Annotated in this window: 20 protein-coding genes and 1 pseudogene; 8 read left to right on the forward strand and 13 right to left on the reverse strand. The window is 66.5% G+C overall.

Going from position 1 to position 23,781, the window contains the following annotated elements:
- Window positions 1–61: 61 nt before the first annotated feature.
- Both RPQ07_RS36485 and RPQ07_RS36490 read left to right on the forward strand, forming a co-directional pair.
- Entirely contained in the window at window positions 62–361 is a 300-nt protein-coding gene (locus tag RPQ07_RS36485; RefSeq protein WP_313948560.1) for a hypothetical protein, read from the forward strand.
- Window positions 362–822: 461 nt separating this feature from the next.
- A complete protein-coding gene (locus tag RPQ07_RS36490) occupies window positions 823–1,305 on the forward strand; it encodes a DUF4259 domain-containing protein (RefSeq protein WP_313948561.1) in 483 nt (160 codons plus the stop codon).
- 341 nt (window positions 1,306–1,646) lie between these two features.
- Here RPQ07_RS36490 and RPQ07_RS36495 read toward each other — a convergent pair whose 3' ends face one another.
- The 5 genes from RPQ07_RS36495 to RPQ07_RS36515 all read right to left on the reverse strand — a co-directional run bounded on the left by RPQ07_RS36495 (window position 1,647) and on the right by RPQ07_RS36515 (window position 8,934).
- Window positions 1,647–2,078 carry an OsmC family protein gene (locus RPQ07_RS36495; RefSeq protein WP_313948562.1) on the reverse strand — a complete coding sequence of 144 codons (432 nt, stop codon included), beginning with the start codon at window positions 2,076–2,078 and terminating at the stop codon, window positions 1,647–1,649.
- Window positions 2,079–2,170: 92 nt separating this feature from the next.
- The gene (locus RPQ07_RS36500; RefSeq protein WP_313948563.1) at window positions 2,171–2,830 is read right to left on the reverse strand and encodes an MSMEG_1061 family FMN-dependent PPOX-type flavoprotein; all 660 of its coding nucleotides are present in this window, start codon (window positions 2,828–2,830) and stop codon (window positions 2,171–2,173) included.
- Window positions 2,831–2,932: 102 nt separating this feature from the next.
- Complete coding sequence (locus tag RPQ07_RS36505; protein WP_313948564.1) at window positions 2,933–3,766, reverse strand: PIG-L family deacetylase; 834 nt, start codon at window positions 3,764–3,766, stop codon at window positions 2,933–2,935.
- A gap of 594 nt (window positions 3,767–4,360) precedes the next feature.
- Window positions 4,361–8,170, reverse strand: a complete 3,810-nt coding sequence (locus RPQ07_RS36510) for a S8 family peptidase (RefSeq protein WP_313948565.1) — start codon at window positions 8,168–8,170, stop codon at window positions 4,361–4,363.
- 401 nt (window positions 8,171–8,571) lie between these two features.
- Window positions 8,572–8,934, reverse strand: a complete 363-nt coding sequence (locus RPQ07_RS36515; protein WP_313948566.1) for a hypothetical protein — start codon at window positions 8,932–8,934, stop codon at window positions 8,572–8,574.
- Between the two features lie 380 nt (window positions 8,935–9,314).
- Between RPQ07_RS36515 and RPQ07_RS36520 the strand changes: the two genes are divergently transcribed.
- Both RPQ07_RS36520 and RPQ07_RS36525 read left to right on the forward strand, forming a co-directional pair.
- On the forward strand, window positions 9,315–9,995 hold the full coding sequence (locus tag RPQ07_RS36520; RefSeq protein ID WP_313948567.1) for a histone-like nucleoid-structuring protein Lsr2: 681 nt from the start codon (window positions 9,315–9,317) through the stop codon (window positions 9,993–9,995).
- Window positions 9,996–10,421: 426 nt separating this feature from the next.
- Window positions 10,422–10,940 (forward strand): hypothetical protein, encoded by a 519-nt coding sequence (locus RPQ07_RS36525; RefSeq protein WP_313948568.1) that lies wholly within the window; start codon window positions 10,422–10,424, stop codon window positions 10,938–10,940.
- 354 nt (window positions 10,941–11,294) lie between these two features.
- Here RPQ07_RS36525 and RPQ07_RS36530 read toward each other — a convergent pair whose 3' ends face one another.
- The 4 genes from RPQ07_RS36530 to RPQ07_RS37870 all read right to left on the reverse strand — a co-directional run bounded on the left by RPQ07_RS36530 (window position 11,295) and on the right by RPQ07_RS37870 (window position 13,847).
- Window positions 11,295–11,798 (reverse strand): DUF1877 family protein, encoded by a 504-nt coding sequence (locus RPQ07_RS36530; RefSeq protein ID WP_313948569.1) that lies wholly within the window; start codon window positions 11,796–11,798, stop codon window positions 11,295–11,297.
- Window positions 11,799–12,161: 363 nt separating this feature from the next.
- Complete coding sequence (locus tag RPQ07_RS36535; protein ID WP_313948570.1) at window positions 12,162–12,710, reverse strand: GNAT family protein; 549 nt, start codon at window positions 12,708–12,710, stop codon at window positions 12,162–12,164.
- Between the two features lie 54 nt (window positions 12,711–12,764).
- A complete protein-coding gene (locus RPQ07_RS36540) occupies window positions 12,765–13,364 on the reverse strand; it encodes a hypothetical protein (protein ID WP_313948571.1) in 600 nt (199 codons plus the stop codon).
- Window positions 13,365–13,607: 243 nt separating this feature from the next.
- A complete protein-coding gene (locus tag RPQ07_RS37870; protein ID WP_413777811.1) occupies window positions 13,608–13,847 on the reverse strand; it encodes a hypothetical protein in 240 nt (79 codons plus the stop codon).
- 1,341 nt (window positions 13,848–15,188) lie between these two features.
- Here RPQ07_RS37870 and RPQ07_RS36545 point away from each other — a divergent pair.
- Window positions 15,189–15,791: a 3'-5' exonuclease gene (locus RPQ07_RS36545; RefSeq protein ID WP_313948572.1), complete on the forward strand. Its 603-nt coding sequence runs from the start codon at window positions 15,189–15,191 to the stop codon at window positions 15,789–15,791.
- 284 nt (window positions 15,792–16,075) lie between these two features.
- Window positions 16,076–17,209: an IS630 family transposase gene (locus RPQ07_RS36550; protein WP_313942390.1), complete on the forward strand. Its 1,134-nt coding sequence runs from the start codon at window positions 16,076–16,078 to the stop codon at window positions 17,207–17,209.
- A gap of 19 nt (window positions 17,210–17,228) precedes the next feature.
- Here RPQ07_RS36550 and RPQ07_RS36555 read toward each other — a convergent pair whose 3' ends face one another.
- Window positions 17,229–17,612, reverse strand: a complete 384-nt coding sequence (locus tag RPQ07_RS36555) for a hypothetical protein (protein ID WP_313942391.1) — start codon at window positions 17,610–17,612, stop codon at window positions 17,229–17,231.
- 109 nt (window positions 17,613–17,721) lie between these two features.
- Here RPQ07_RS36555 and RPQ07_RS36560 point away from each other — a divergent pair, with 109 nt between their 5' ends.
- Complete coding sequence (locus tag RPQ07_RS36560; protein ID WP_313948573.1) at window positions 17,722–18,918, forward strand: phosphatidylinositol-specific phospholipase C1-like protein; 1,197 nt, start codon at window positions 17,722–17,724, stop codon at window positions 18,916–18,918.
- Between the two features lie 1,038 nt (window positions 18,919–19,956).
- On the opposite strand, the gene RPQ07_RS36565 is transcribed toward RPQ07_RS36560, so the two are convergent.
- The gene (locus RPQ07_RS36565) at window positions 19,957–20,748 is read right to left on the reverse strand and encodes a class I SAM-dependent methyltransferase (protein ID WP_313948574.1); all 792 of its coding nucleotides are present in this window, start codon (window positions 20,746–20,748) and stop codon (window positions 19,957–19,959) included.
- Window positions 20,749–21,178: 430 nt separating this feature from the next.
- On the opposite strand from RPQ07_RS36565, the gene RPQ07_RS36570 reads away from it, so the two are divergent.
- Window positions 21,179–21,520, forward strand: a complete 342-nt coding sequence (locus tag RPQ07_RS36570) for a hypothetical protein (RefSeq protein WP_313948575.1) — start codon at window positions 21,179–21,181, stop codon at window positions 21,518–21,520.
- Between the two features lie 157 nt (window positions 21,521–21,677).
- Here RPQ07_RS36570 and RPQ07_RS36575 read toward each other — a convergent pair.
- Together RPQ07_RS36575 and RPQ07_RS36580 are read right to left on the reverse strand one after the other, a co-directional pair.
- Window positions 21,678–22,528: pseudogene (locus RPQ07_RS36575) on the reverse strand (IS5 family transposase).
- 442 nt (window positions 22,529–22,970) lie between these two features.
- Entirely contained in the window at window positions 22,971–23,483 is a 513-nt protein-coding gene (locus RPQ07_RS36580; RefSeq protein ID WP_313948576.1) for a hypothetical protein, read from the reverse strand.
- Window positions 23,484–23,781: the final 298 nt, after the last annotated feature.

The raw sequence follows: 23,781 nt of genomic DNA on the forward strand, positions 1-23,781 counted from the left end.
CACACTGACGCCGTACGCGTCGCGGCATGCGACGTCGAGGGGGTAAGGAACTGATCGCGAGATGCCTCAATGGATAGTTCTGGCCGTGCCCGTCAGCGGCGTGTCGGACGCAGGTCGTGACGGACGGACCATCGCGGAGTTCGAAGGAAGCGCGGAAGAGGCGGAAGCGGCTCTCCTGCGGGCGGCGCACACATACGAGCACGGTCTGTGGAAGGTGCGCCGCCGCGAGATCTTCATGTGCTCCAGCAGGTCCTACTTCCTTCGCCTCCGGAATCGTCTGGCGGCGTACGGTTTCCTCATCCAACTTGCCGAACTGGTCCACGACTCCGATACGAAGCAACAGGACCGTCCTGCCACCTGATGGATCACGTCGTGAAGGTGCCAGAAGCCCACCTCGCCGCGCTCCGTGACAGCCCGGCCACTCTCGCTTCGGACCGTCGCTGGATGGGTCCGTCGCCGCCCGGAGCCCTCTCTGTGAGCGAACACCTCCACCTGAAGAACGTCCGGGCCAACTGCCCAGAAATCGACGCTCACCCCAGGGCACGTCCGGTCCTTCGCGACCATGCTCACCGAGCGTCAGGGCGGGCACCTGCCGAACTGGCTCGCCGCCGGCAGGCAGGACGCTCTCCCCAGCCTTCACACTCTCGCCGCGCGCATCGCGACCGCGAAGCCGTCATCGCCGGCCTCACCCCCTCCCTGGAACTCCGGCGTCGTAGAATGCCATGTCAACCGCATCAAGATGCTCAAGCGCCAGATGTTCGGCCGCGCAGGCTTTCCACTCCTACGCAAGCGAGTCCTGCTCGCCCCTCAGATGTGTTGTCGGTGGCTGATGCGAGGATCCTGTCGAAGCTACGCAAGGAGATCAGCATGGGCACTTGGGATATCGGCCCCTTCGACAACGACACCGCCGCCGACTTCGCGGGCGACCTGGACGAGGCAGCATCGGATGAACGCGAATCCATGATCCGCGGTGTACTCAAGCGCGCCGCGAACCCTGCGGACTACCTGGACACTCCCGATGCCGAGCGAGCCGTGGCCGCGGCAGCCCTGGTTGTTGCACAGCACCCTGCCGGCGAGCCGGCGTGTTCGAACTACGGCCCGTCGGAACCGCTACCCGAGTTCCCCGCAGACCTCCGAACGCTCGCCGTCGACGCCCTGGACCAAGTGGTCGCCGAGCTGTCTGAACTCGCCGAGCTGTGGGGCGAAGCCCCGGACGGCCCGAAGTGGCGCCGTGGCATCACCCGCCTCCGCGACGTCCTCGACCCTCCGATCCCGCTACAAGAGGAAGCTCTCTTCGAGATCTGAGCTGTGACTCACAGTTACGGACCACAGAAGTGGAGCCAGAACCACGACTGGTGAAATAGACCCGGTCACCGGCGGCACCGGTGTCGCCATCACATGGTTCCCGTGACGTGGGAGCGCACCCTTGGCCGAGCAGAGCCAGCTCGGGGCTGGGTCGGCTCCGGGGGACAGTGCCCTGCTCCGGTAGGCGTCGGTGAACCTCTCGACGGCGGGCATCACAGACAACCGGACGGAAGGCGCCGCCGGTTGTGGTGTCCGGGCCCCCGGGCCCCCTGGAGCTGTGTCTGCCGTGTTGTCGATGACGTTCGGTACGTCCGGGGGAGTCCGAGCCGCGTGGGTCAGTTCTACGTGACCTTCGCCGTAACGGGGGTGCCGATTTCCACGGTGCGGCTGACGGTGCAGAGCTTGTCGTGGGAGACCTTGACCGCTCGCGGGAGGATGGCGCGGGCCCGGTCCCCGGCTTCGCCTTCCGGGAACGTGACAGCGAAGACCAGCTCGAGATCGGTCATCCGGTTGCCCAGTTCGTCGCTGACCTTGTGGCCGGTCACGGTGACGGTGAACCCAGTGGGCTCGCTGTGCCGGGCGGTAGCGACGTCGACGTCCACGGCCGTACAGCCGCCGAGCGCAGCCAGCAGCAGCTCGACCGGCGTGAACTCGGTGCCCTCATCGAGGGCGCTGCCGCCGAAGACGATCGTGCCACCGCGGGCATTGGTGGCGTGGAAGTTTCCGGGGCCGGTCCGTTCGACGGTGACGGAGCGCAGGGAGTGGTCGGTCATGACAGGAGAGTAACGGGCTGACCCGCGATTGATCGTGGGGCGTGCTGGTCCGGGGCCGGCGGGCTGGTGGTTCGGCAAGTGCAGGTCGCCCGTTACTCGTACCGATACTTCAGCGAATCCGCCTCCGCCTGCTCGATGCCGGCGATCGTCAGCTCCGGCATCCGGAGCTGGGCCAGCGTCACCTCGGCCGATGTCGGCTGGGCGTCTGCCGGCAGCCACTGCTCCGGCTTCCAGGCCCCGCTGCGCAGGAGCGACTTGGGGCAGTGCGGGTAGACTTCCTCGATCCCCACCACCAGCGCACTGGCCGGCGGCTTGCCCACGGCGGTCAGTTGCGACAGCAGGTCCGGGCGGGTGGAGACGCACGCCCGGCCGTTCAGCCTGAGCGTCGTGGTGCGCCCCGGGATGATGAACAGCAGCCCGGCCCGTCCGGTGGCGACGACGTTCTGCAGGGTGTCCAGACGCTTGTTGCCTGTCGCGTCCGGTATCGCCACCGTCCGTGTGTCCAGGACGGCGACGAACCCGGCGGGGCCGCCGCGCGGGGAAACGTCACAGTTGCCCTCGGCGTCCGCACTGGCGACCAGAACCAGCGATGAACAGCCGATCAACCGTCGCGTCTGATCGGTGAGTTCGTCCATCTGCTTGCGCAATGCCGTGGCCTTGGGGAGTTCGTATGCCCGACGCAGCGCCTCCTGATCGGTCACGGCGTCGAGGCGGAGCGAGTCGAAGGCACTGCCGGCAAGGGGTTGTGTCATGCCCCGACCCTAATGGGCCGACCTATGAGCCTCTGGGTGTGCGACCCACTCGGTCGCGCACTGCGGTCGATGGATTTCCCCCGGCGGGGCCGGATGGGCGGGTCAGCGCAGTCCGGCGAAGAGATCGCTCTCGGGTACGGTCGCGCCGGTGGCGTCCTGGACACGTACGAAGGTCTCCATACCCATCAACTCGCCGAACCTCTCCTTGCCCATCTTGAGGAAGAAGATGTTCTCGCCCTGACTGGCGTGCGCGGCCAACGCGTCGAACTTCTGACCGCTGAACGCGGTGGTGTCCACCCACGTGGTGATCTCATCGTCGGGGAGGCCGATCTCGGCCATCGCGGCGGCCTCGGCAGGATCCGGCTCCGGCATGTCCTCATGAAACTCGCGCATGATCTCGCCGAACCGCTGCATCATCGAGCGAGGCATCGTGGTCCAGTACACCTTCGGTGTCAGCGCGGTCATCTCCAGCGCCGCCATCGTGATGCGGTGGGCCTGGATGTGGTCGGGGTGGCCGTAGAAGCCGTTCTCGTCGTAGGTGACGACCACATCAGGTCGGTAGTGCCGCATGAGTTCCGCGAGTCGGGCCGCGCCCTCCTGCACGGGGGTCTGCCAGAAGGATCCGGGGGCGTCGTTGCTCGGCCAGCCCGTCATCCCGGAGTCGGCATAGTCCAGCACCTCCAGATCGCTGACCTTCAGGACATCACAGCTCACCTCGAGTTCTTGACGTCGCATCAAGGCGACCGCCGCCGGATCGTGCCCGGGATCCCCCGGCTTGACACCCCCGGGTCCGTCACCGCAACCGCCGTCGGTACACGTCACGAGAACCGTGCGGATGCCTTCCGCCGCGTACCGCGCGAGGACCCCTCCGGTTCCGGTGGCCTCGTCGTCGGGGTGGGCGTGTACCGCCATGAGCGTCAAGGGCCGGCCAGTCATGAAACAATCCTCCTGCAGAAATACGTCTTGGTCCGAATGCGCGGCGGTCGTACCGCGATCCTGGGGCCGGAACCTGGTGGGGCGGACGACCTCACGGTCTCCGTGTTCCCCGACCGTGCGGCACCGGTCCCTCGGTCGATGCAACCTACCGGCCGGACCGGCTGTTCCCGCCGTGGCAGCTTGGTATTCCAGTCGTCGGCGTTCAAGGCGAACCAGGTGTCGCCTCCTCCGTGGTGGTCGCTGTCGTTCTCGGCGCGGGGGCACCGCCTCTGCCGCGTCTCCAGACTCCGCGTCCCGTCAGCGCCCGACGGCCGGCGTCCATGCCGACGACAACCGCTGGGATCACGGTGTCGCTACCTGTTCGACCTGGGGTACGTGCCCTCGGCGACCCGAAACCGGCTGATGAAAGGTCGCTGACATCGGCCGGACACGGTCCTACGCCGGCACCGCGACCTGGTTGCTCGCCATCATCGGTGCCCAGTCCCGGCAGCGACGCCATGGCATCCGGTCGTGCCGGCCCATCGAACGGGGGCGGGACCGTGGCATGGTCCCGCCCCCCGACTTCGCTCTGCTCTCAGCGGAGGTTCGCTGACGCTACTTCAGGCCGAAGGCCCGGGTGATGGTTTGCTCCACGGCATTGCCGTCGGCGTCACGAGCGCCTGCCTTCAGGGTGACGAACTTGGCGCCCTTGGGGGCGTCCAGCTCCGTCCGCCAGCCGCGGCCGTCGGAGGTCCGCTTCAAGGACGTTCGATGCCAAGTGGCGCCGTCGTCGTAGGACAACTGCAGGGTCACGTTCTGGAAGGCGACCGGGGGCAGCTCCGCGTACGCGGTCGGCCACTGGCCCGGCATGGCAGGCTTGACGGTGATCTTTGCACCGTGGTGCGCCTTGCCCGAGAAGTCCGTGTCGACGTCGTAGTCCAGCTGGACCAGCGGCAGGGGCTCCATGTCGTGCGGCGCACCCGCCGCCGAGGTGAAGTCCCATACCGTCCGGGTGCTGGTGGAGTAGGGGCTCGCCCAGGTGCCGCGGGACTGTTCCGAGACGATCCGGTACGGCAGTCGCTCGGGCTTCAGCCCCACCGCGGTGGCCCAATAGGTTGGCGCCTGCTCGAGCAGGGTGTCGCCCTGGTAGATCGAGGTGCTCGCCCGGGCGCCCGGGTGGTTTGTGTATCCCTCGCGGTCGGCGCCCGCGTCGCCCCATCCGGCGTCGACCCACGCAGTCATGAAGTTGCTGAAGCGGCCGAGCATCGAGCTGCCGTACGAGACGCGCGGGCGCTGGATCGGGGAGAACCAGTTCTGCGCTGTGCGGCTTCCCGCACCGTAGTGCTTGTCCGCGGCGACGACCCGGGTTTCGCCGATGACCATTGCGCTCTCCCGGTACTGCACGTCGGGGGACACGTAGTCGGTGCGATTGCCTTGGCCCTGCCCCGGAAGCTCCGGCCATCCGACGGCCCACCAGTCGTTCTCCGCCCACACGTCGTAGCGGAAGTCCGTCGCCTGGGCTGGGCGATAGTTGCGGAAGGACATGTCGACCCGGGCGAGGTCGCTGGTACGCGGGCGGTAGGCGAGATCCGTCGGGATCTTGTTGTGGTACTTCCCCACCACGTCGTACAGGTACTCGGTGGTCGGGTTGGAATACACGTGCAGTGACTTCGCGGCCTTGGTGACCTGGGAGATCAGGCGGCGGCCTTCCTCGTAGTTCAGCGTCGCGATGGTCAGCGGCGCGACAATGTCGAAGGCCAGCGGCTCCACGCGGCCGGGGCCGTCGTTGACGACGAGCAGCAGCCCGGCACCGGCTGCAGCTGCGGTCGCGGCCTGGGAGGACAGCGGAACCGTGTCGTTGCGGTCGACCACGACGGCCTTGCCACGGACGTCACGCCCCTTGTAGTCCGCTTCGGCGCCCTGTTCCACGTACACGGCCGCCATCCGGTGCGACCCCTTGGACAGGGGCTTCGTCCCGCGCCGCACCAGCAGGTCGCGGTAGGTCTCGACACCCGCGGAGATCTTCAGCGCGGGCTGCTCATTGCGCCAGCGGGTGCGGACTTCGAAGGTTCCGTCGGTCACCTTCGGCGTCGGCACCGCCCAGATGCTGTTCTCCGTGCGCGACGGGAGGAAGGACCAGTACTGTTCGCTCACGCCGGAGAAGGTCCGCTTGTAGTCGACCCTGAGCGCGGTCGTCTCGGACTCCCGGGGCGTCAACAGCTTGATCTGGCGAGCCTTGGTGGCATCGAACTCGACGGTCATGTCACGGTCGAGTTCGATCTGCGGCGCCGTGAGCAGGGCGCGTCCGCGGGACTGCGGACCCTGAGAGCCCTGGACCTGCATCCAGTAGGCCAGCGACCAAGTGCCGGCCGGCAGTTCAAGGGTGAAGACGCCGGGGTTGTTCCAGTCCTCGAAGTCGATATTCCAATTACTCAGGTAGGGGTGGGATTCCTGGTCGGAGACCCCGGTCAGGGTTCCGACGTTCTTGTAGATCTCGCCCGCCCGGTCCTTGGGTACGACCGTGAGCTTGAAGGTCTGGTTGGCCGTGGCGAAGCCGACGGCAGTGTGGGCGAGACGGGTGCCCGCCGCCGAGGCGTCGATACGTGCGTCGTAACCCTTTCCGGCGGCTGACTTGTCGACGTTCGCGGTCACGGTCACCCTGCTGGTGCCGTGCGCCGGGACGGTGACCTTGTTCTGCGACAGGGTGAACAGGCCGGCCGGGGCCTTCGACGACGAGACCGCGAGGTCCAATGCCACCGGAGCATTGCCGGTGTTGGTGTACGTCACCGTCTTGTTGACTTTCGCGCCGGGCTCGGCGGGCCAGGCGTGCTCGCCCAGAGAGACCGTGCCAGTGGCGAACAGCGTGGCCTTGGTTGCCGCCGCGACGTCGACCCGGCCGGCCCCTGCCTGGAAGACGGTGTAGCCCGGGGTCGGCTTGGAGGTGCTGACCAGGGCGTCCTTCAGCTGCTGCCCGGTCCAGTCGGGGTGTTCGGCGGCCAGCAGCGCGGCAGCGCCGGCGACATGCGGAGTCGCCATCGAGGTGCCGCTCATCTTCATATAGTCACCGCCTCCGCCGGCGTGCCGCGAGAGGGCGGCGAGAATGCCGACACCCGGAGCGGTGATCTCGGGCTTGACCGCGCTGTCACCCCAGCGCGGGCCGCGGCTGGAGAAGCCGGCCAGCTTGTCGTCGCCGTCCACGGCACCGACGGTCAGCGCCGCGTCCGCGGCGCCGGGCGTAGCGACCGTCTTCGCCTCCGGGCCCGAGTTGCCCGCGGCGATGGTGAACAGCGCGCCGGTCTCGGCACTGAGCTGGTTGACGGCCTGGCTCAGCGGGTCGGACCCGTCGGATGCGCCCCCGCCCAGGCTCATGCTGATGACCTTGGCGCCCGCGTCCCGGGCGGCCCACTCCATGCCGGCCAGGATCCACGATTGGTATCCCTGGCCTTGGTCGTTGAGAACCTTGCCCACGTGCAGCCGAACGCCAGGGGCGACACCTTTCTCCTTGCCGCCGGAGGCCGCGCCGGTACCTGCAATGGTGGAAGCCACGTGGGTGCCGTGTCCTTGGCGATCCACCGCATCCGTTTCGGCGGTCGCCTGTCTCTGGGGACCATCACCGCCGCCGGGGTCTGGGTCCTGTACGAAGCTGGTCGCCTCGGCGACCTGGCCGACCAGGTCGGGGTGACCGTCGTCGATACCGCTGTCCAGCACGGCGACGTCCACGCCCTTGCCGGTGTTACCGCCGGCCCATGCCGCGGGTGCACCGATCTGCGCGGTCGAGTCGGCGAGGGTCGCCTCGACCTTGCCGTCCAGCCAGATCTTGGAGATACCGCCGGCCAGGGTGGGCTGGGGTGCGGGGGAGGCGAGGAGGCTGCCACCGGGGGTCAGCGCGGATGCCTTCACGCCGGAGGTGATCGCCGACCAGAATTCGGTCGCCTTGTCGCGGTCCTCGGCGATGGCAGCACCGTCGATGCTGGAAAGGGAGCGAATCCTCGTCGATCCCTTCGGCGCGCCCTGCTTGCGGGCAGCACCGGCGCTGGCGTAGGTGACGATGAGCGGCAGCCGGTCCACCCGAGCGTCGTCGTATCCGTCGGTCACCAGCTGGGTAACGTTGAAAAGCTCCTTGTCGAGGAGCCCGGCGGAGACATACGGAGCGGCTGACTCGGGATACACGTACACGTCTTCGCCGACTCTGGCGGTCTTCGCAGCGATCGGCTCACCATGCGGGCCGGACACCGAGACGGTGCCGGCGCCGCCTCCGGCGGCGGGGGTGACCACAGCCTTGTCACCGGTGATCAGGGTGACGGTACGGGGGCCGGACTGCGCCGCCGCCTCGCCAGCCGGGCCGAACACACTGGTCGACGCCTTGCTTTCGACCGGCGGCGTGGGCTGCGCACCTGCAGATGTCGTGGCCGAGATGGGCAGCATGAGCACTGTGACGCCGAGCGCCGCCAGCCTCGCTTTATGGGAGGATATGAAAGGCAATCTGAATCTTCTCCGTTTTATGAAAAGTCAGGTACCGGAGCATCCTCTTACCTCGACTCGCGGTCAGCCATCATGAATCCTGGCGCAAGTTGGACATGGCACAGACGCGCCATCCACGCCAACGCCGCCGAGCGCAATTGCCCCGTTCCTTCCCCGAGGCAGATTCTGACGACCGCGATCCTCGAACGGGGCGGGCTCGCGATCGTCATGGACCGCACCCCGATCCGCGAACGGGCCGCCTTCGCCAAGTCCGCGGCAGAAGGCCGCTGCCAGGTCACCGGCGCCGCCAAGGCCGAGCGGTCGATGGACCCGCTGCGGGTGTTCGACGGTCCGATCGGCGCCCACTACGCCCCGCCCGCCTGCACTACCTCACCTTGCAGCTCGGCATCGGGCCGATGTCCGCTTCCGGAGCCGTACTCCACCACGCCGTCGAAGAAGTCGTCGCCGGGCCCGAACCCTCCATGGCCCGTGTCCTTGCGGTACTGCAGGCGATGGCCTGCAACGAGGCCGGTACCGCGACGAGGCGGCGGGACGCGGCCGCGACCAGGATCGACCTTCTGCAGAACGTCTCCTTCAACCCCCTCGCAGCGATGGTGTTCAACGCGGATCTGCCGCCCGTGACGATGGACGGCGACCTGGGTGCCGACATGGTCGTCGTCACCACGACAGGATTGACCGACCCTGCCGCCGCGCGAGGCGTTCGCCAACGTCGACGTTCTGCGCCAGCAGACCCTCGAAGCGCTGATCGGGCCGCGCTGTCTCTGGCTCTCGTAGCCGCGGGACATGACCCGCGGCTCGACGGGTGGGCGGAGCCGACCAACCTGCTGTGGATCGTGGCTCACGGGGTGTGGACCTGCGAGGACACCGCGGAAAGGCTCCCACCCCGTTGTCTTTCGCCAATTCATCGAGCATGCGGCATGAGCCCGCCAAGGGCGGCTCGTGGTCTCAAGATCCCGCGTCCAAGTCCATCCACCTCGAGGCTTTCGGGACCACGAAGGACCGGGACGGAAAGTTCATATTCGATGAGGGGACAATTCTCGCGAACCCGGCTCATGACGAGCCCCGTCCCTGGCCGCCGAGGAATCCGATGACCGACCTCACCACCCTTACGGCACTGTGCCCGCCCCCCGCCTCCGTGCGGTCCGCACCTGACTGGTCCCAGGCCGAGAACACCCTGGGAACGGGCCTACCTGAGGACTACAAGCAGCTCGTCGCTACCTACGGCCCCGGACAGTTCTGCGGCTTCCTCACCCTGTACCAGCCTCACGCCCCCAGCGAGTGGGCTGATCTCGCCGGCCCCATGCCGGAGCGGCTGCGTGCGCAGATTGAAGAAGTCCGGCAGGCCGCCCGTCGGCCCTGGCCGCTGCCGCACCCCCCTGAGAACCTCCTTGCCATGGGCGTCACCGGCAACAGCGACTACCTGTTCTGGGCAACCCAGCCTTTCGACGTCCCGGACGAATGGACCATCGCCGTCAACGAGGCGCTTCGTGCGCCCTGGTTCACCTACAACGGAACCGTGACCGAGTTCCTCGTCGACGTGCTGAGCGCAAACGTGCGTGTCCCGATGTTCCCCTCAGACCTTCTCGACGGCGGCATCACTTTCACCCCGGCGGAACTCCGCAGCACCGCAACGGCCACTGCCTCGCGGACATCCGTCAGCACCCACGTGATCCGAGAATGGGCGAGGGCCAAAGGCTTCGACCTTCCTGAGCGTGGACGTATACCGGTCGAGATCATGCAAGCCTGGGAACAGGCGAACCCTCGCTGAGTTCGTTCTCACTGAGCTCTTTGTTGGTTCGGTGGGGTTGGTGGATGGACGGTCAGGGCCGGCGTGGGTGAGGAAGGGCCGGGGCAGCTGCCGGTTCTGGTTGATGCGGTGGATGCCTTCTTCGGTGGCGTCGGCAACATCGGCGAGGTGGTCGCCGGCGAGTTGGCGAGCTCGCGCTTGTTGAGCTACGACCACAGCAGCGCAACGGTGTCGTATCCACCGGGCTTGAGGTGGAAACACGGACGAGGCCCGGCTCGGGATCGGCGGCGTGGTAGCCACGAGCCGCAGCCATCGAGGCGCGCTTCCCGTGCTCCTGTAGTCCGGTGAAGGAGTTGAACATGTTCAAGAGCGCTGGCAGGATAACAAACGCGTGATCGACGCCCGGTCGAACCGCAGTCATTAGCGGTGCCGTGGCGGGGAGGCCGGATGGTGAACACCAACTCACTCGCCCCGCCACGGAGGATCGCGGCTGTCATCGCCTGCCTGTTGGTACTGGTGGGCTGCAATCCGCACATGTACGACGAGGTTCCCGCAGTGCATGATGCGAAGCGGGCGGAGATCGTGGGTTCGTGGCTCGGTTTCGACCGCACGGAGGTCACTCTCCAGTCTGATGGAAAGGCAGTCATCAGCCTCCTGGACGGGCAGGAGTTCGACTTCGACGACCGGTGGCGGCTGTCAGGTACCGGGGAGTGGGAACTGACCGACGAGCGCACCGGGTGGAACGACGGTCAGCATGTCCAGCTGACGCTCACCTCGCGCATGTCATCGACCACGCGCACTCCGGATCCCGCCGAGCGTCTCGACCCGTCGCCAGAGCGTGGGCCAGCACCTGAGACCTACAGGTGGACCTTCGAGTTGCAACGCGACGACAAGAAGCAGCTGATGTTGTACTTCTTCTTCGGCGACCCCGACTCCCGCAGCACCTACGTCCTGGAGCGAAAGTAGCCGTAGCACGTCGAAAGGGTGCCGGCCCTGGCTTGGAGCGCCCGGACGACACGTGTTCTGTCGTCGGCGTCATCCTTGTCACGTCGGTCCATGGGCACCGCGCACCATGGTCAATGCGGCCCCTGCCGCGCCCTCCTGCCGCGTGAGTCCAACGGGATTCGCCTACGGTCGGCCGCGTTGGTGTCAGCCGCTGATGTCATCGACACCCGGACGCATCCAGTGATCGGTGCCCCACGGCTCGACCCACAGGCAGATCATGCTGCCGGTCTCGTTGCCCACGCTCGTCTTCGACACTCTCGCACCTAACCAGGAACATGATCGGCCGGACAAGTCCCGGAAGTCCCCTGGCGCTGTTCAGTCAACCCAGACGACTACCGCCAAACCCTGCTGACTGGCGATGCCGTAGAAGTTCTGCAGCAGAGCGAAGTGCCCAGCAAGATAGGCGCCTGGGTCTCCATGGAACGCCGAGAACCCGCCAGCTTCCCGGTAGGCAGGGAGGACCCGGAGCAAGGAGTCGATCTTCATGGCTGCGAGCGAGTGAGCCACCTCGGCTACTGCGCCAGGGGCCAGCAGGGACGGAGGGCCGTCGAATCCGTCGTAGAACTCAGGGTGGTCGAGGAAGGCGACCGGGTCGTTGACATCCCCTGCGATGCTCCGCTCGAGGATGCTGATGTGACGCGAATCGGGCTGCATTCGCCGGTAGAAGGCGAGCAGCTCCCAGACCGCCCAGTCAAGATCCAAGGTGTCCTCTTCAGGCGGATCCCAGTGCGGATCACCGTCCAGCGCTGCCGCAGCAGCATCACGACACCAGTCGAGGTACTGAGGGGACACGCGTGCGAGTCGTTGAGTCAAGGCCATGCATCGGAGTATCACCGGCAATGATCGGATAGAGCAGCGATTATTGCCCCACGCCTGTGGCAGCAAGAGGGCCGGCATGTCTACGACCGCACCCGCACCCACTCGTAGGTCTGTGCCGGATGCAGCGTGGAGGTGACGAATGTCGAGGGTACGGCGGCCGATTCGTCGCCGGGTTGAGAGACGGTGGTGGTGAAGCGTTGGGTGTGCAGGCCGGGGCGTCGTGCAGGGTGCCCTCCTCGTCGACTCGTTGGCGCCGGTAGACCACGACCAGGGCCCCGTGAACGAACGCTGGTACTGAACGCGAACGAAACCCCCCAACAACTGGACCAAGAAGCGCGGCTCCGCTTCTTGAACCGACCGTCTCTACGTCGGCATCACTCCGACGTCTTCAGCACGCCATTCCTCTTCGAGGATGCTGAACGTCAGGGAGTCCCGCCAGCCGTCCCGTGTCCATGCCGTGTGTCGCAGGTGCCCCTCGTACGTCATGCCCAGCTTGGCGAGCACACGGGCGGAGCTGAAATTCCGCGGGTCACAGGTGGCGAAGATTCGATGAAGCCCCAACTGGCCGAAGCCGCGTGAGCAAAGCTGGCGCCCGATTCCTGTGCCGATGCCTTGCCCCCATACCCGAGGATGCACGATGTAGGAGATCTCGCCCTGGCGCTGCGTGTGACTGCGTACATGCAACTCGCCCACACCGACAACGTCGTCCCCGAAGCGCGCTACATGGGCGAACCTCTGCTGGGGCGTGCTCGACCAAGCCTCGACTGCGGCCTTCACGAAATCGCGTGTCTGCTCCTCAGTGTTTGGACCCCAAGGCTGGTAACGACAAGCCTCTGGGAGACAGGCCCATGAGTGAATGGCTTGCCAGTCATCAAACGAGATCTTGTCCAAGGCCACCGAGTGCTGACTCATGGGGTGATCTTGTCAACTGGAGTTGGCCAGCGCTACGAGTTCAAAAACACCTACTCAGTCGCTGTCGAAGCCGCCTGTGTCCGCGACGGAGCTGTCTCCATCGTCCACCCGGTCGGACACGCTCGGCAGCCCGGACGCTTCGCCGTGGTGTTTGTTCACCTTGCCGGAGACGGCCGTCGCGGTGACCAGGCTTGCTACACAGGCGATCGTGAGGGCTGTGGCTGAGAAGAACACGGCGGCCCACGGCGGGCTGTTCACGTCCACGTCGAAGAAGACGAGCAGGGCCGCGCCCGGGTACGCGCCGAAGACCCACGAGCCGCAGACGGTAGCCACCGTCAGGGATTGGTGGAGATCGGAGAAGTCGCCGGCGTCTCGATTCGTCGCCGCCCCTCCTGGCCATACGACCGGGATCAGGGCGACCGCCTGGCAGGCCAGGCAGGCGAGTTGGACGACGGCATAGCCCGCGAACGAGAACGGGCGCGACCAGTAGTACGTCAACCCGGCGAGGGCGCTGAAGAATGTGGCCGCGTTGCCAACTCCCACCCACACGGAGCGGGACCGCATGTAGTCGCACACCGCGTCGAACATGTCCTCCCAGAACCAGGCCTGGGTCATCTCGCTCAGTCTGCGCTTGATTCTGACGCCGTCGAACATGAGCCGCCCCCGTGTGTCGCCAATGTCCTCGGCTTCAATCATGCCCACGCCAGGGAAGCCGTAAGGGGGGATGGTGGAGCGGGGTCTTTCTCCTTCGCCAAGCGGTCGTGATGGTGGCGGGAAGTTGCCCCTGTTCGACAACCTGCCGGTCGGTCTGTACACGATGGCTGTGGGCGGTGCCTACCTCGGCTATCTACTGCTGCGGGAACGGCGGCAACCCGCTCGCGCCTGACGAAGCGTCGGCTACACGATCTGCCACTTGGCACGCGGCGGGTGCCCTCCGGAAAGCACGCGCCACGGCGACGTGATCGGCGCCCACCAGCACCGGAAGCCTGCGGTCCTGGACGGACGGCTCCCCGACGAGAGCTGCCGGCCTCGGGTCACACGGGTCGCGGGCGCGATCATCCGCTGCTGGGCCACACCGGTGTGGGCGACACCTTGCCAGTCCGGGTACAGCGCTCTGACGGCGGGGTCGACGCTCATCAGGCGTAGCGGGTTCCGCTGCTGCTGCGGGGAGCCGGCCGAAGTCGGTGATCAGGGCGGCGGCCTGTCGGATTCCAGGCGTCGGCGGGACAGAAGGCGATGGAGGAGGAGGTCTTCCCGCCGGCCATCCGACAGCCGTCGGCGCGCACGAGCTCCCAGACCCGGCAGCTTGCCCGCGGGTGCGACGCCTCCCGGACGCCGGAGATGCACCCAATTTCTCGCTCGGCCCAGCCGCGCAACGCCGGGAGAAGATTCTTCGCGTCGCTCATGCCCCCCACCTCGGTGACGGTCGTGATGCGGATGCGAACGGAGGACGGCGCGCGTCCGCCGGGCCCAGGATCAGCGCGGACTTGACGGGCTGAGCGGGAGGAGGTTCGAACACGGAATGGGCGGCAGGGAGAAGGCGCACGTTCGGCGCCCATGCCCGTTCGATTCGCTCGTCAAGGGACGGGACCGAAGCCGGAACCCGAGCGGGGGATTGCGTGAGGGCATCGAGAGCACCGGTCGCCTCGTGAGGCGTGAATGCGGGCTGCGGACGGAACCCTGGGCCACGCCGCTGATAGTGAGGCGGGGCGATGCCGGGATTCGGGCAATCCGAGCGCCCCTTCCGGCGACGGGCGTGGTCAACCCTGCTGGATGGCCTGGGGCGGAGCTGGAGCAAGGATTCTCGAACCGGTCGGCACAGTCCGGCGGTTAAGCGGGCGGCGAGGTGGCTTGAACTGCCCAGACCGCGCTCACCCGCAGGTCGAATGTGGGCGTGGCGGACCGTTAACGGGCGGACCGAGGGCTACCCTGGGAACCTTCGGCGACGAGTGCCAGGCGGCCGCGAGGACGAAGTTTGCGAACTCCGTATTGCACTAGGCCGCAGCGCCGCAACATGCAATGCCTGGGTGACCCCGTCTCTTGCCGGAGCCGGGCTTTCGGGAAGGTGACGCATCGGTGCGGCCCGGTCATTCCCGAACCACGCACCCACGCCGAGGTCACCGCCTACCTGCGCCGTCATCCAGAACAGCAAGTCATATTCGGTGTTGCAGCCAGGTCCTGCTTGATGAGTCACCGATGACTGCCTCCAGCCGCAGGTCAGGCGCCGGACTGTTGGGAGATCCACGGAGCAGGTCTGGGTCACCCCTGGGTAGACAGTGGCTTTGGGACTAGGCGAGTGGCCCGATCGAGTCGAGGTCAGCGACCGTGCGTTGTCGTTAAGGGACTGGACGAACGGCTGCGCGACGACCTCCAGCACGGCTTGGCTACCAGTGCCACGACCGAGCAAAGCCCCCACCACTACCGCCAGGACGGCCGAGCTGACACTGGCTGCCCGGCGAAGGACGGAACACCAGCCGTATGAACTTCTCCTCCTGGCCCACGCTGCTCGTTGCGGACATCGAGGGCAACGGCAACAACCCACCGGACCTGGTCGAAGTCGCATGGTTCCCCGTACGCCACGGACAAGCCGACAAAACTACGGCCGGCGCATGGCTGACCAAGCCGAACCGCCCCGTCACGCCCTTCGCCGCCCGGGTGCACGGGCTGACCAACCAGGTCCTTGAAGACAAGCCGGGCTGGGACGAGATCCGGGACGAGGTCCACACGATGCTCGGTACGGAGTGGATCGCAGCCCACAACGCCCACGTGGACTACCGAGTCCTGTCCGCACACCTCCCGAAGTGGCAGCCGGCCGGAGTCATTGACACGCACCGGCTGGCCAAGGCCACCTACCCCGATCTGCCCAAGCACAGCCTGGACGCCCTGATCGAGCACGTAGCCCCCGACCTGCGTGAAGCCCCCGCACAACACCACCGCGCCCCTTTCGACGCCTACGCGACCGCCCAGCTCCTCATCGCCATGGCCGAACGCTACGAGAGCTGGAAGCACCTCGTCGCTGCCGCCGTCCCGCCTGGCCTGCCCGGAGCACCCGAACCAGAACAGGAACCCACTCTGTGGTGACCTCGACAGGAGCAGCGTCGATCTCCTGCTCACCGTCACCGAGACATGTACGGCTGAGGAAGTAGCGGGCCGTTTGTCGATGCCGCCACCGTAGGCTGCACGCCCAGAAGCGGGCGGGGCGGGCCAGTTCAGGCAGAATTCATTCTGCCGATGATCTTTCGGAGAGTGGAAGGCACTGTCGGGACACACGTCATCTCTAGTGCCGCATCAAGCAACGTTGGCCCTGTTGTGACGAGCCGTCCGGATGGTGATCCGGGCGGCTCGTTGTGCGTCATGCTCTGCGAGTGGCCGAGCGTGTGCGGGTGCGTGAGATCGATGACGACGAGGGCAAACGGCTGCTGCGGATCGTCCGCCGGGGAACCGGATCGGTGGTGACCTGGCGGCGGGCCCAGATAGTGCTCTTATCGGCCCAGGGCATGGACGTGGCCAAGATCGCCGAGGTGACGTTCACCAGCCCCGACCGGGTCCGGGATGTCATCCACAACTTCAACGCCGACGGCTTCTCCTCGCTCTACCCGAAGTACAAAGGCGGTCGGCCCAGGACGTTCACGCTTCCCGAGCGGCGCGAGATCAAGAAGATCGCCAAGTCCAGGCCGGTCGAGCACGGCCTGCCGTTCTCGACCTGGAGCCTGGTCAAGCTGGCCGACTTCCTGGTCGCTGAGGGGGTGGTCGACGACATCAGCCACGAGGGCCTGCGCATCCTGCTCCGCGAGGAAGGCGTCACCCTTCAACGCCTGAAGACCTGGAAGACCTCGAAGGATCCCGACTACGCGGCCAAGAAGGCCCGCGTCGAGCACCTCTACGCCATCGCCGACGGCGAGGTCATAGCTGAGGCGGGCGAGCCCGAGGTCGTGTTCTGCATGGACGAGTTCGGGCCGCTCAACCTCCAGCCCCACCCCGGCAGGCAGTGGGCCGCACGCGGTGGCAAGTACAAAGACCCCGACCGTGAACCGCGGCCGCGTCGCCGTGCGACCTACACCCGACCGCACGGCGTGCGGCACCTGTTCGCCGCCTACGACCTGGGCAAAGACCAGCTCTACGGCCACATCAAGAAGACCAAGACCCGCTCCAAGTTCCTGGAGTTCTGCCGCTACCTGCGCTCCCTCCACCCAGCCGGCACACGCATCGCGATCATCTGTGACAACTACTCCCCGCACCTGACCACCAAACGCTGCCAGCGGGTCGGGACCTGGGCGGCGGCGAACAACGTGGAGATCGCCTACACCCCGACCAACAGCTCCTGGCTCAACCGGATCGAGGCCCAGTTCACCGCCCTGCGCTACTTTGCCCTCGACGGCACCGACCACCCCACCCACAAGGCCCAGGGCAGCATGATCCGCCGCTACATCATCTGGCGGAACAAGAACGCCGCCGACAAGCGCCTCAAAGCCCTCGTGAGCAGGGCAAACGTCGCCTGACCTGCTACGGCGGGCGGCGTCACCACAGGTGCAGGAAACTCCGGACATCGTCATAGCCGTCGAGGGCCCGACCGTCCACGTCCGTCGGATCCGCCTGGGCCCTCGCCGACAGCGACTCCGCCAGCGCCAGGGCTTCATCACCGAGACGACCGAAGCGTCGAGCGGCGTGTCCCAGACACAGGCCGGCCAGTCCTAGCAGCGGACTACCCGACACAGCCCGCGTCCCAACCTGTACGCACCAGTGCTCGATGAATCCCGCGTCGTCGTCGTTCAATGCGGTCCCGACCAGGACTCCCGCTGCTTCGCCCTCTGCTGAGCGGTCACGCAGGGCCCGCTCCATCGTCTCGACCACTACCTCGTGAGGCAGCGCGGGAGGGTTCTCGAAGCTCAGATGAGAGTGCACTCCGCGAGACTACGCGGAGCGCACCCAACAGCTACCTGCCGCCCCAAGACAGGGCGAGCGTTGCTTGATGCGGCACTAGGTTGCAGAGGTTGTCACTTATGGAGGACTGATGATCACCCGTGCCCGCCTGGGCGTCATACTTGCCGCCGCGTTGACGATGGTCTTCACGAGCGCCGTCGTGCCGAGTGCCGTCTCGGCGCAGGAGCCGAACCCGGCCGCCGCGAGCGCCACCGCGCGCTCCGGCAAGGTTCGGATGAATGAGATCCAGTTCATGGGCGCCCACAACGCCTTTCACCGGGAGATGCAGGGCGTCGAGCTGGCCGAGTCGATCAAGATCGACCCTGGTTACCCGTCGTGGGGTTTCTACTCGCACGCGTCCGTCTCCGATCTGCTGGGCCGGCAGAACGTGCGCGCGCTCGAGTTCGACCTGCTGCCCGACCCCGACGGCGGCCTGTACCAGCACCCGCTGGCCCGCAAGCGGGCCGGTCTCGGCCCGATCGACGACCCGGCCATGGCCGCACCCGGCATGAAGGTCATCCATGTTGCCGACCAGGACTACAACTCGACCTGTCGCACCCTCATGGTGTGCATGCAGCAGGTGAAGACCTGGTCGAAGGCCAACCCGCAGCACGTGCCGATCATCCTGCAGCTGGAGCTCAAGCAGACCGACGACCGCTGGGAGCAGCTCGGCGGCGCAGTCAGCCCGGCGTGGAACGGCAAGCTGCTCGACGACCTCGACAAGGAGATCCGTTCGGTCTTCTCCGAGTCGCAGCTGATCACCGCCGACGACCTGCGCCGTCCTGGCCTGACGCTGGAGCAGTCGATCCTGAAGAACGGCTGGCCCACCCTGGACTCGGCGCGCGGCAAGGTGATGTTCTTCTTGGACAACGGCGGCCCCGGCGCCATCCGTGACATGTACCTCGACGGGCACCCCAGCCTGCAGGGCCGCGCGGTCTTCACCCGCGGCAACCCGGGCGACGCGGATGCGGCGATCACGATGGTGAACGACCCGCGCGGCGCCAACGAGGCGACCATCCGCGACCTGGTCAAGCGGGGCTACATCGTCCGCACCCGCTCGGACGAGCCGCTGAAGACGGTCGTCAACAACGAGTTCAGCCGTGTCCAGACCGCGCTGGCCAGCGGCGCGCAGATGGTCACGACGGACTTCCCGAGCATCGGCATGGCCGCCCGATACAACAGCGACTTCGTCGCCGAGCTGCCCGGCAACGAGCCGGTTCAATGCAACCCGGTGACCGCGCCGCGCAACTGCCACGACGACAGGCTGGAGCCCTCGTCCACCCGATGAGCGCGCTCTGAAAGGCGGTCGGCCGATCCCGGACGGCCGCCTGTTCTTTTCCGAACGGCGAACCGCAGTGCCGACGGCTGTGATGGCGGAGGCTTCACGTTGCTTGTCCGGGGATGATTGGCATGCCCAATGTGACGGACGTGCGGTTGCGGGTTCGGGTGAGCCGGTCGAGTGAAGCGACCTTGCTGCGGGCGGCTTCGAGGCTGATCCGCAGTCATTGCACTTCGCCGAACCAGCCGTTGGCGTGGGCTGTCGGCGCTGCTGCGGGTCGACGCGAAGCGTTGGGGCAGCGGACACAGGCTTGTCTGAATCAGCGACCGCTACTCGGGGCTCTGAGTAGACCGCTGGCAGCTGGGCCCTCGCCGGGCAACGATGCAGCCATGCGCTACGCCAATACCGACCCCGAGCTCATGGACCTGATCCGACGATTTGTTATGCCGGGCCGGCGGTACCAGCGGCTGGTGAAGCTCACTGCCGTTGAGCGGACCTGAGCGCGAGCTGTTTGGCGACGGCGAGGATGGAGACCGTCCGTTGAGCCTCGTATTGTCGCCGGCCAGGATGAAGGCGGGTGCGTCGTCTTGGCGATCTCGCCTCGCCTGTCTGTCGCACTTGCCGACGCCGAGCGCTCCAGATTGCGCCAAGTCGCGACGTCGTGGGCAGCGCAGCGTGCGGAGGACGGCGAGGCCATCGACACGGGGGTTGCTGACGTGATCCTGGGTGACCTGGCCGCTCTCGTCAGCAGCGCCCGACGCCAGGCCCAAAGCGTCTACTGTTGGGTCGCGTAGGAATCAGCGTTCGGCGCCAGATCATGACAGACGCCGCGGTGGCGGTCCCGAGGAATACGTAGCCGCGCTCGTCATAGCGAGTGGCGATCGCCCTGGACCTTTCAGGCAGGTGATCGTGCGTTCGAAGGTGTTGCGATTCTTGTACCGGTCCTCGTCGAAGCGGCTTAGCGAAGTTGGTGGGGGGTCGGGCTGGCGCAGCGCTCCACCTGACTATTCGGAGACACCGGCGGTCTCGGCCGGCCCCACGGCTGGGTCAGCCCGGCTTGACCGCCAGCGTCGCGAAATAGCTCGACATGTATCGAGCGGATGCGTTGGATTGGTGCGGCGCTTCCGCGAAGCCGGTGAGGACGAACCCCGCGGCGAGTTGCCCGCCGATCTGGTCGGTGAGGGTGTGGCTGTATTCAAGAGGGGCATCCGCGCCGAACTTCGTAGCGCGTTCCTCGGCGGAGTACTGCGTGACATCGCTGTAGGGCAGCTTGTGCACGACGATCAGCTCGCCGCGCTCGTCGAGCGCCTCGTGGTCGAACAAGTAGGCATCAGGGTTGAGGAATCCCACGAGCAGAGTTCCGCCCGGTCGCAGGACGCGGAAGCACTCACGCCACACCGCTGCCAAGTCGGGTACGAATAGGTTGGACACCGGATGGAATACGACGTCGAATGCTGCGTCGCCGAAGGCGCTGAGGTCGCGCATGTCGCCCAGGACGGTGCGCAGCTCAAGTCCGTCACGCGCCGCCACCATCTGGTCCTGGCCGAGTTGGCGGGGTGAGTTGTCGAATACGGTGACCCGCGCCCCTGCGGCCGCGAGGATCGGACCCTGCTGGCCACCGCCGGAGGCAAGGCACAACACGTCCTTGCCGGTCAGGTCCGTCGGTAGCCAGGAGCGGTCGACTGGCTCACGCCCGATGAGAACAATCGACCAGTCGCCGATGCGGGCGCGCTCGACATCCTCAGCACTCACCGGCCTCGACCACTCGTTGCCCTCTTGGACACACTTGTCCCAAGCTGCCCGATTGTGGGCAACCGGGTCGACAAAAAAGTCCTGCACGTTCAACTCCCTGCTACAGCCAAGCGGACACCTGCGGTACTGACGTTCGGTTCCACTAGCAAACACGATTGCAGGGTGCGGGCTCAACGAAATTTGCGGGCATCGAGGCGTTCACGGGCTCGACGGGTGGTCGCGCAGCGGGTGCGTAAGCGCTGGTTGTCGGGGTTGCGGAAGCCTTGGACGTCGCTTCTGTTGGTGGTACTCGGACCGAGCTGAGCAGGGATACTGCCGTGGTGCTGTTGTCCTGGTCGTGCCGGCGGGTGCGTGTGGTCCGCCGCCCAAATGCCCGGGGTGCCGTGCCCGCGCCCGCAGAGTCCATTCTTCCTCAGAGGTGCTCTTGCTCCCCAGTTGGTTCGGCGCGAATCAACTGTGGAATTTCAGTGAGCGTCAGGGATGCTCCGGTGTCAGACCCATCGGGAATGATCGGCCCATGCTGCAAGCGAGAGACGAATACGGCCGCCTGGTGAGGAAGCCCCAGGCGTCGGCGCTGAGCGCGATGGTGGCCAGCCTGGGGCGGAGCAATGCCTTTGTGATCGTCGAGCGTGTTGACGACGAGTCGGAGGGTGACTGGTATGTGCAGGTGTGGTTGAGGGACGACAACACCTACCAGTTGGAGTTCCGGGACGGGATCCCCGCTGAGCACTATCAGACCCGGACGATCTCCCAGGACAAGGTGATCGACGCCCTAAGCGGATGGGCCGAGAACCGCCAGGGCTGGAGGGACGCCTTCATGTGGAGCAACATCGGCGACTGGTTCGAGAACGCCGACTGACCCTGCCGCCTGGTGCGACAAGGTCAAGGGGCGCCCGGGCAGCATTCGATCATTCCCTGACATCGACATGAAGAGCCCCCTGCCTCTTCAGAGCAGGAGCCAGCATCTCCATGAACAGCCTGTCAGAGGGGGCCCTTAGAGAGCATCTGATCAGTGTTCACGCCGATGTGAGTGGGATGCCCGTTTCGATTCGCCAGGTTGGTGCGGATTCTCCGGTCAGTCCCGGGACATTTCGTTAGCCATCGCCCAGTGGATCATCGCTCTCGACCTCTGCGGGAGGGCTTCGTAGTCCCGCGCCAGGCGGCGGTGCTGCATGAGCCAGCCGAAGGTCCGCTCGATCACCCACCGCTCCGGCAGCGGCTCGAACCCCCTCGCCCGCGGCCGCTGAACCACCTCGACATCGATGCCCAACCGGGCGCCGTGGTTAAGGATGCTGTTCTGGTAACCGCCGTCGGCCCAGACCTTGGTGACGCCTGGATGCGCCGCGGCCAAGTCCTCGAGCAGGAGCTTGCCGCCGTTGGTGTCGTGGACGTTCGCGGCGGTGACGATGACGGCCAGCACCAGGCCGAGGGTGTCCGTGATCAGGTGCCGCTTGCGCCCTTTGATCTTCTTGCCGGCGTCGATGCCCTGACTGGTTTCGGCGACATTTGCCGAGGTCTTCACGCTCTGCGCGTCGACCACGGCCGCGGTGGGCTCCGCACGGCGACCATGGAATCGGCGGGTCTTGTCACGTAACAGGTCGTGGACCTGCTGGGTGGTGCCGTCGGTTTCCCACTTCGCGTAGCAGTCGTAGACGGTCTTGAAGGGCGGGAAGTCGTGCGGCAGGTATTCCCACGGAATGCCGGTGCGGTTGACGTAGAGGATCGCGTTGACGATCTCTCGCAGGCCGTGTACCCGAGCCGCTGTGCCGGGGCCAGTCCGTCTCGCCCGCCAAGCGGTGAAGACCGGTTCAATCAAGGCCCAGCGGGCGTCGGACACGTCACTGCGGTACGGGCGACGAACACTCACACCTCATCCAACGACCGCCAACGAAGGCAATCACAAAATCACCCCAGAACACCAACTACCTAGATCAGATGCTCTCTAAGCGCTCAGAGAGTTGTGCTTCCCGGACGGCGGCCGACGCACCGGCTCCTTGTAAGAGGTCCGTTTCATGGACATCGAGCACGCGGAGTTCGCCATGTAGCTGAGGCGAGCCTCCGTCTGTCACTGCTTGGTGGAGGGGGAGGGCCCGCCAGATAGCTGACGGGCCCTCATGCAGCATCGAGCCAACGGCGAGCGCCCTTACGGCTGGCCGGGCGGCAAGCCGCAGCAGGCGACGGTCTGGGTTTGGCCGGCGCTGGCGAGCGGCACTATCGCGAGCATCGCCGCCAGTGCCACGAACAAGCCGAGTACGGCTTTACGCGATTTCTCCTCCTGATGGCCGGAATCCGTGCCGCACAGTCGCGGACTACCACCAGGGGGTGCAGGTGATGCCGCTGACGGGGGAGGGCGTGGTTATCTGCGCGCAGACGCGAAAGGCCCGGCTCGCCGAGCTGCTGGTCGGGTAGGCCGGGGTCGTGATCCTGACGCCGGCTGAGCTCATCGTGAACGGGCCGCACTGGATCCACGATTTCTTGCCGTCGTTCGTGACATCCATCCAGACCCATCCCACGGCGCCGGCACCCCATGTGCTGGAGCTGGTACTCAGGACGCCCCACCCCATCTCTCTGCCGCCGACGTTGCCGGCCTGCATCGCGTACGAGGCGACGGCGTACGGCCGATTGCCGAAGTCGAGCACCACCGCCCCCGCCCCCGCGACACCGCGACCGCTGAGACTGTCCGGGATGTCGGTGAAACCTTTTGCACCGCCCGTGCAGTCCGACGGCGCCGCCTGAGCCGCACCGGAAGAACCGGCTACGAGCCCTGCCCCGAGCACGAGTGCGGCCGTTCCCACGCTGAAGATCCGGCGGATACTGCGCATGTCTTCTCCTTGGTCGAAGGTGAACCTGGTCCAGCTCTTGCACTGCTGGCGAGTGCCCTCTACGGGTGGCCGGGCGGCATGCCGCAACAGGCGACGGTGTCGGTCCGGTCGGCGTCGGCAAAGGGTGCTACCGCAAGTACCGCTGCCAGTGCCACCGGAGCCGAGTACGGCTTTGCGCACTTTCTCCTCCTGATCGCCGGTCCGGCGCCGCTTGAAGCGGCCACTGGCTATACGCGCGAAGCAGGCGTCAGGTTGCACGGGAGTTGTGGCTCATATGCAGGAGCGCGCCGGAGTCGTA

The sequence above is a fragment of the Streptomyces sp. AM8-1-1 genome (assembly GCF_032229325.1).
GTDB classification, from domain to species: domain Bacteria; phylum Actinomycetota; class Actinomycetes; order Streptomycetales; family Streptomycetaceae; genus Streptomyces; species Streptomyces achmelvichensis.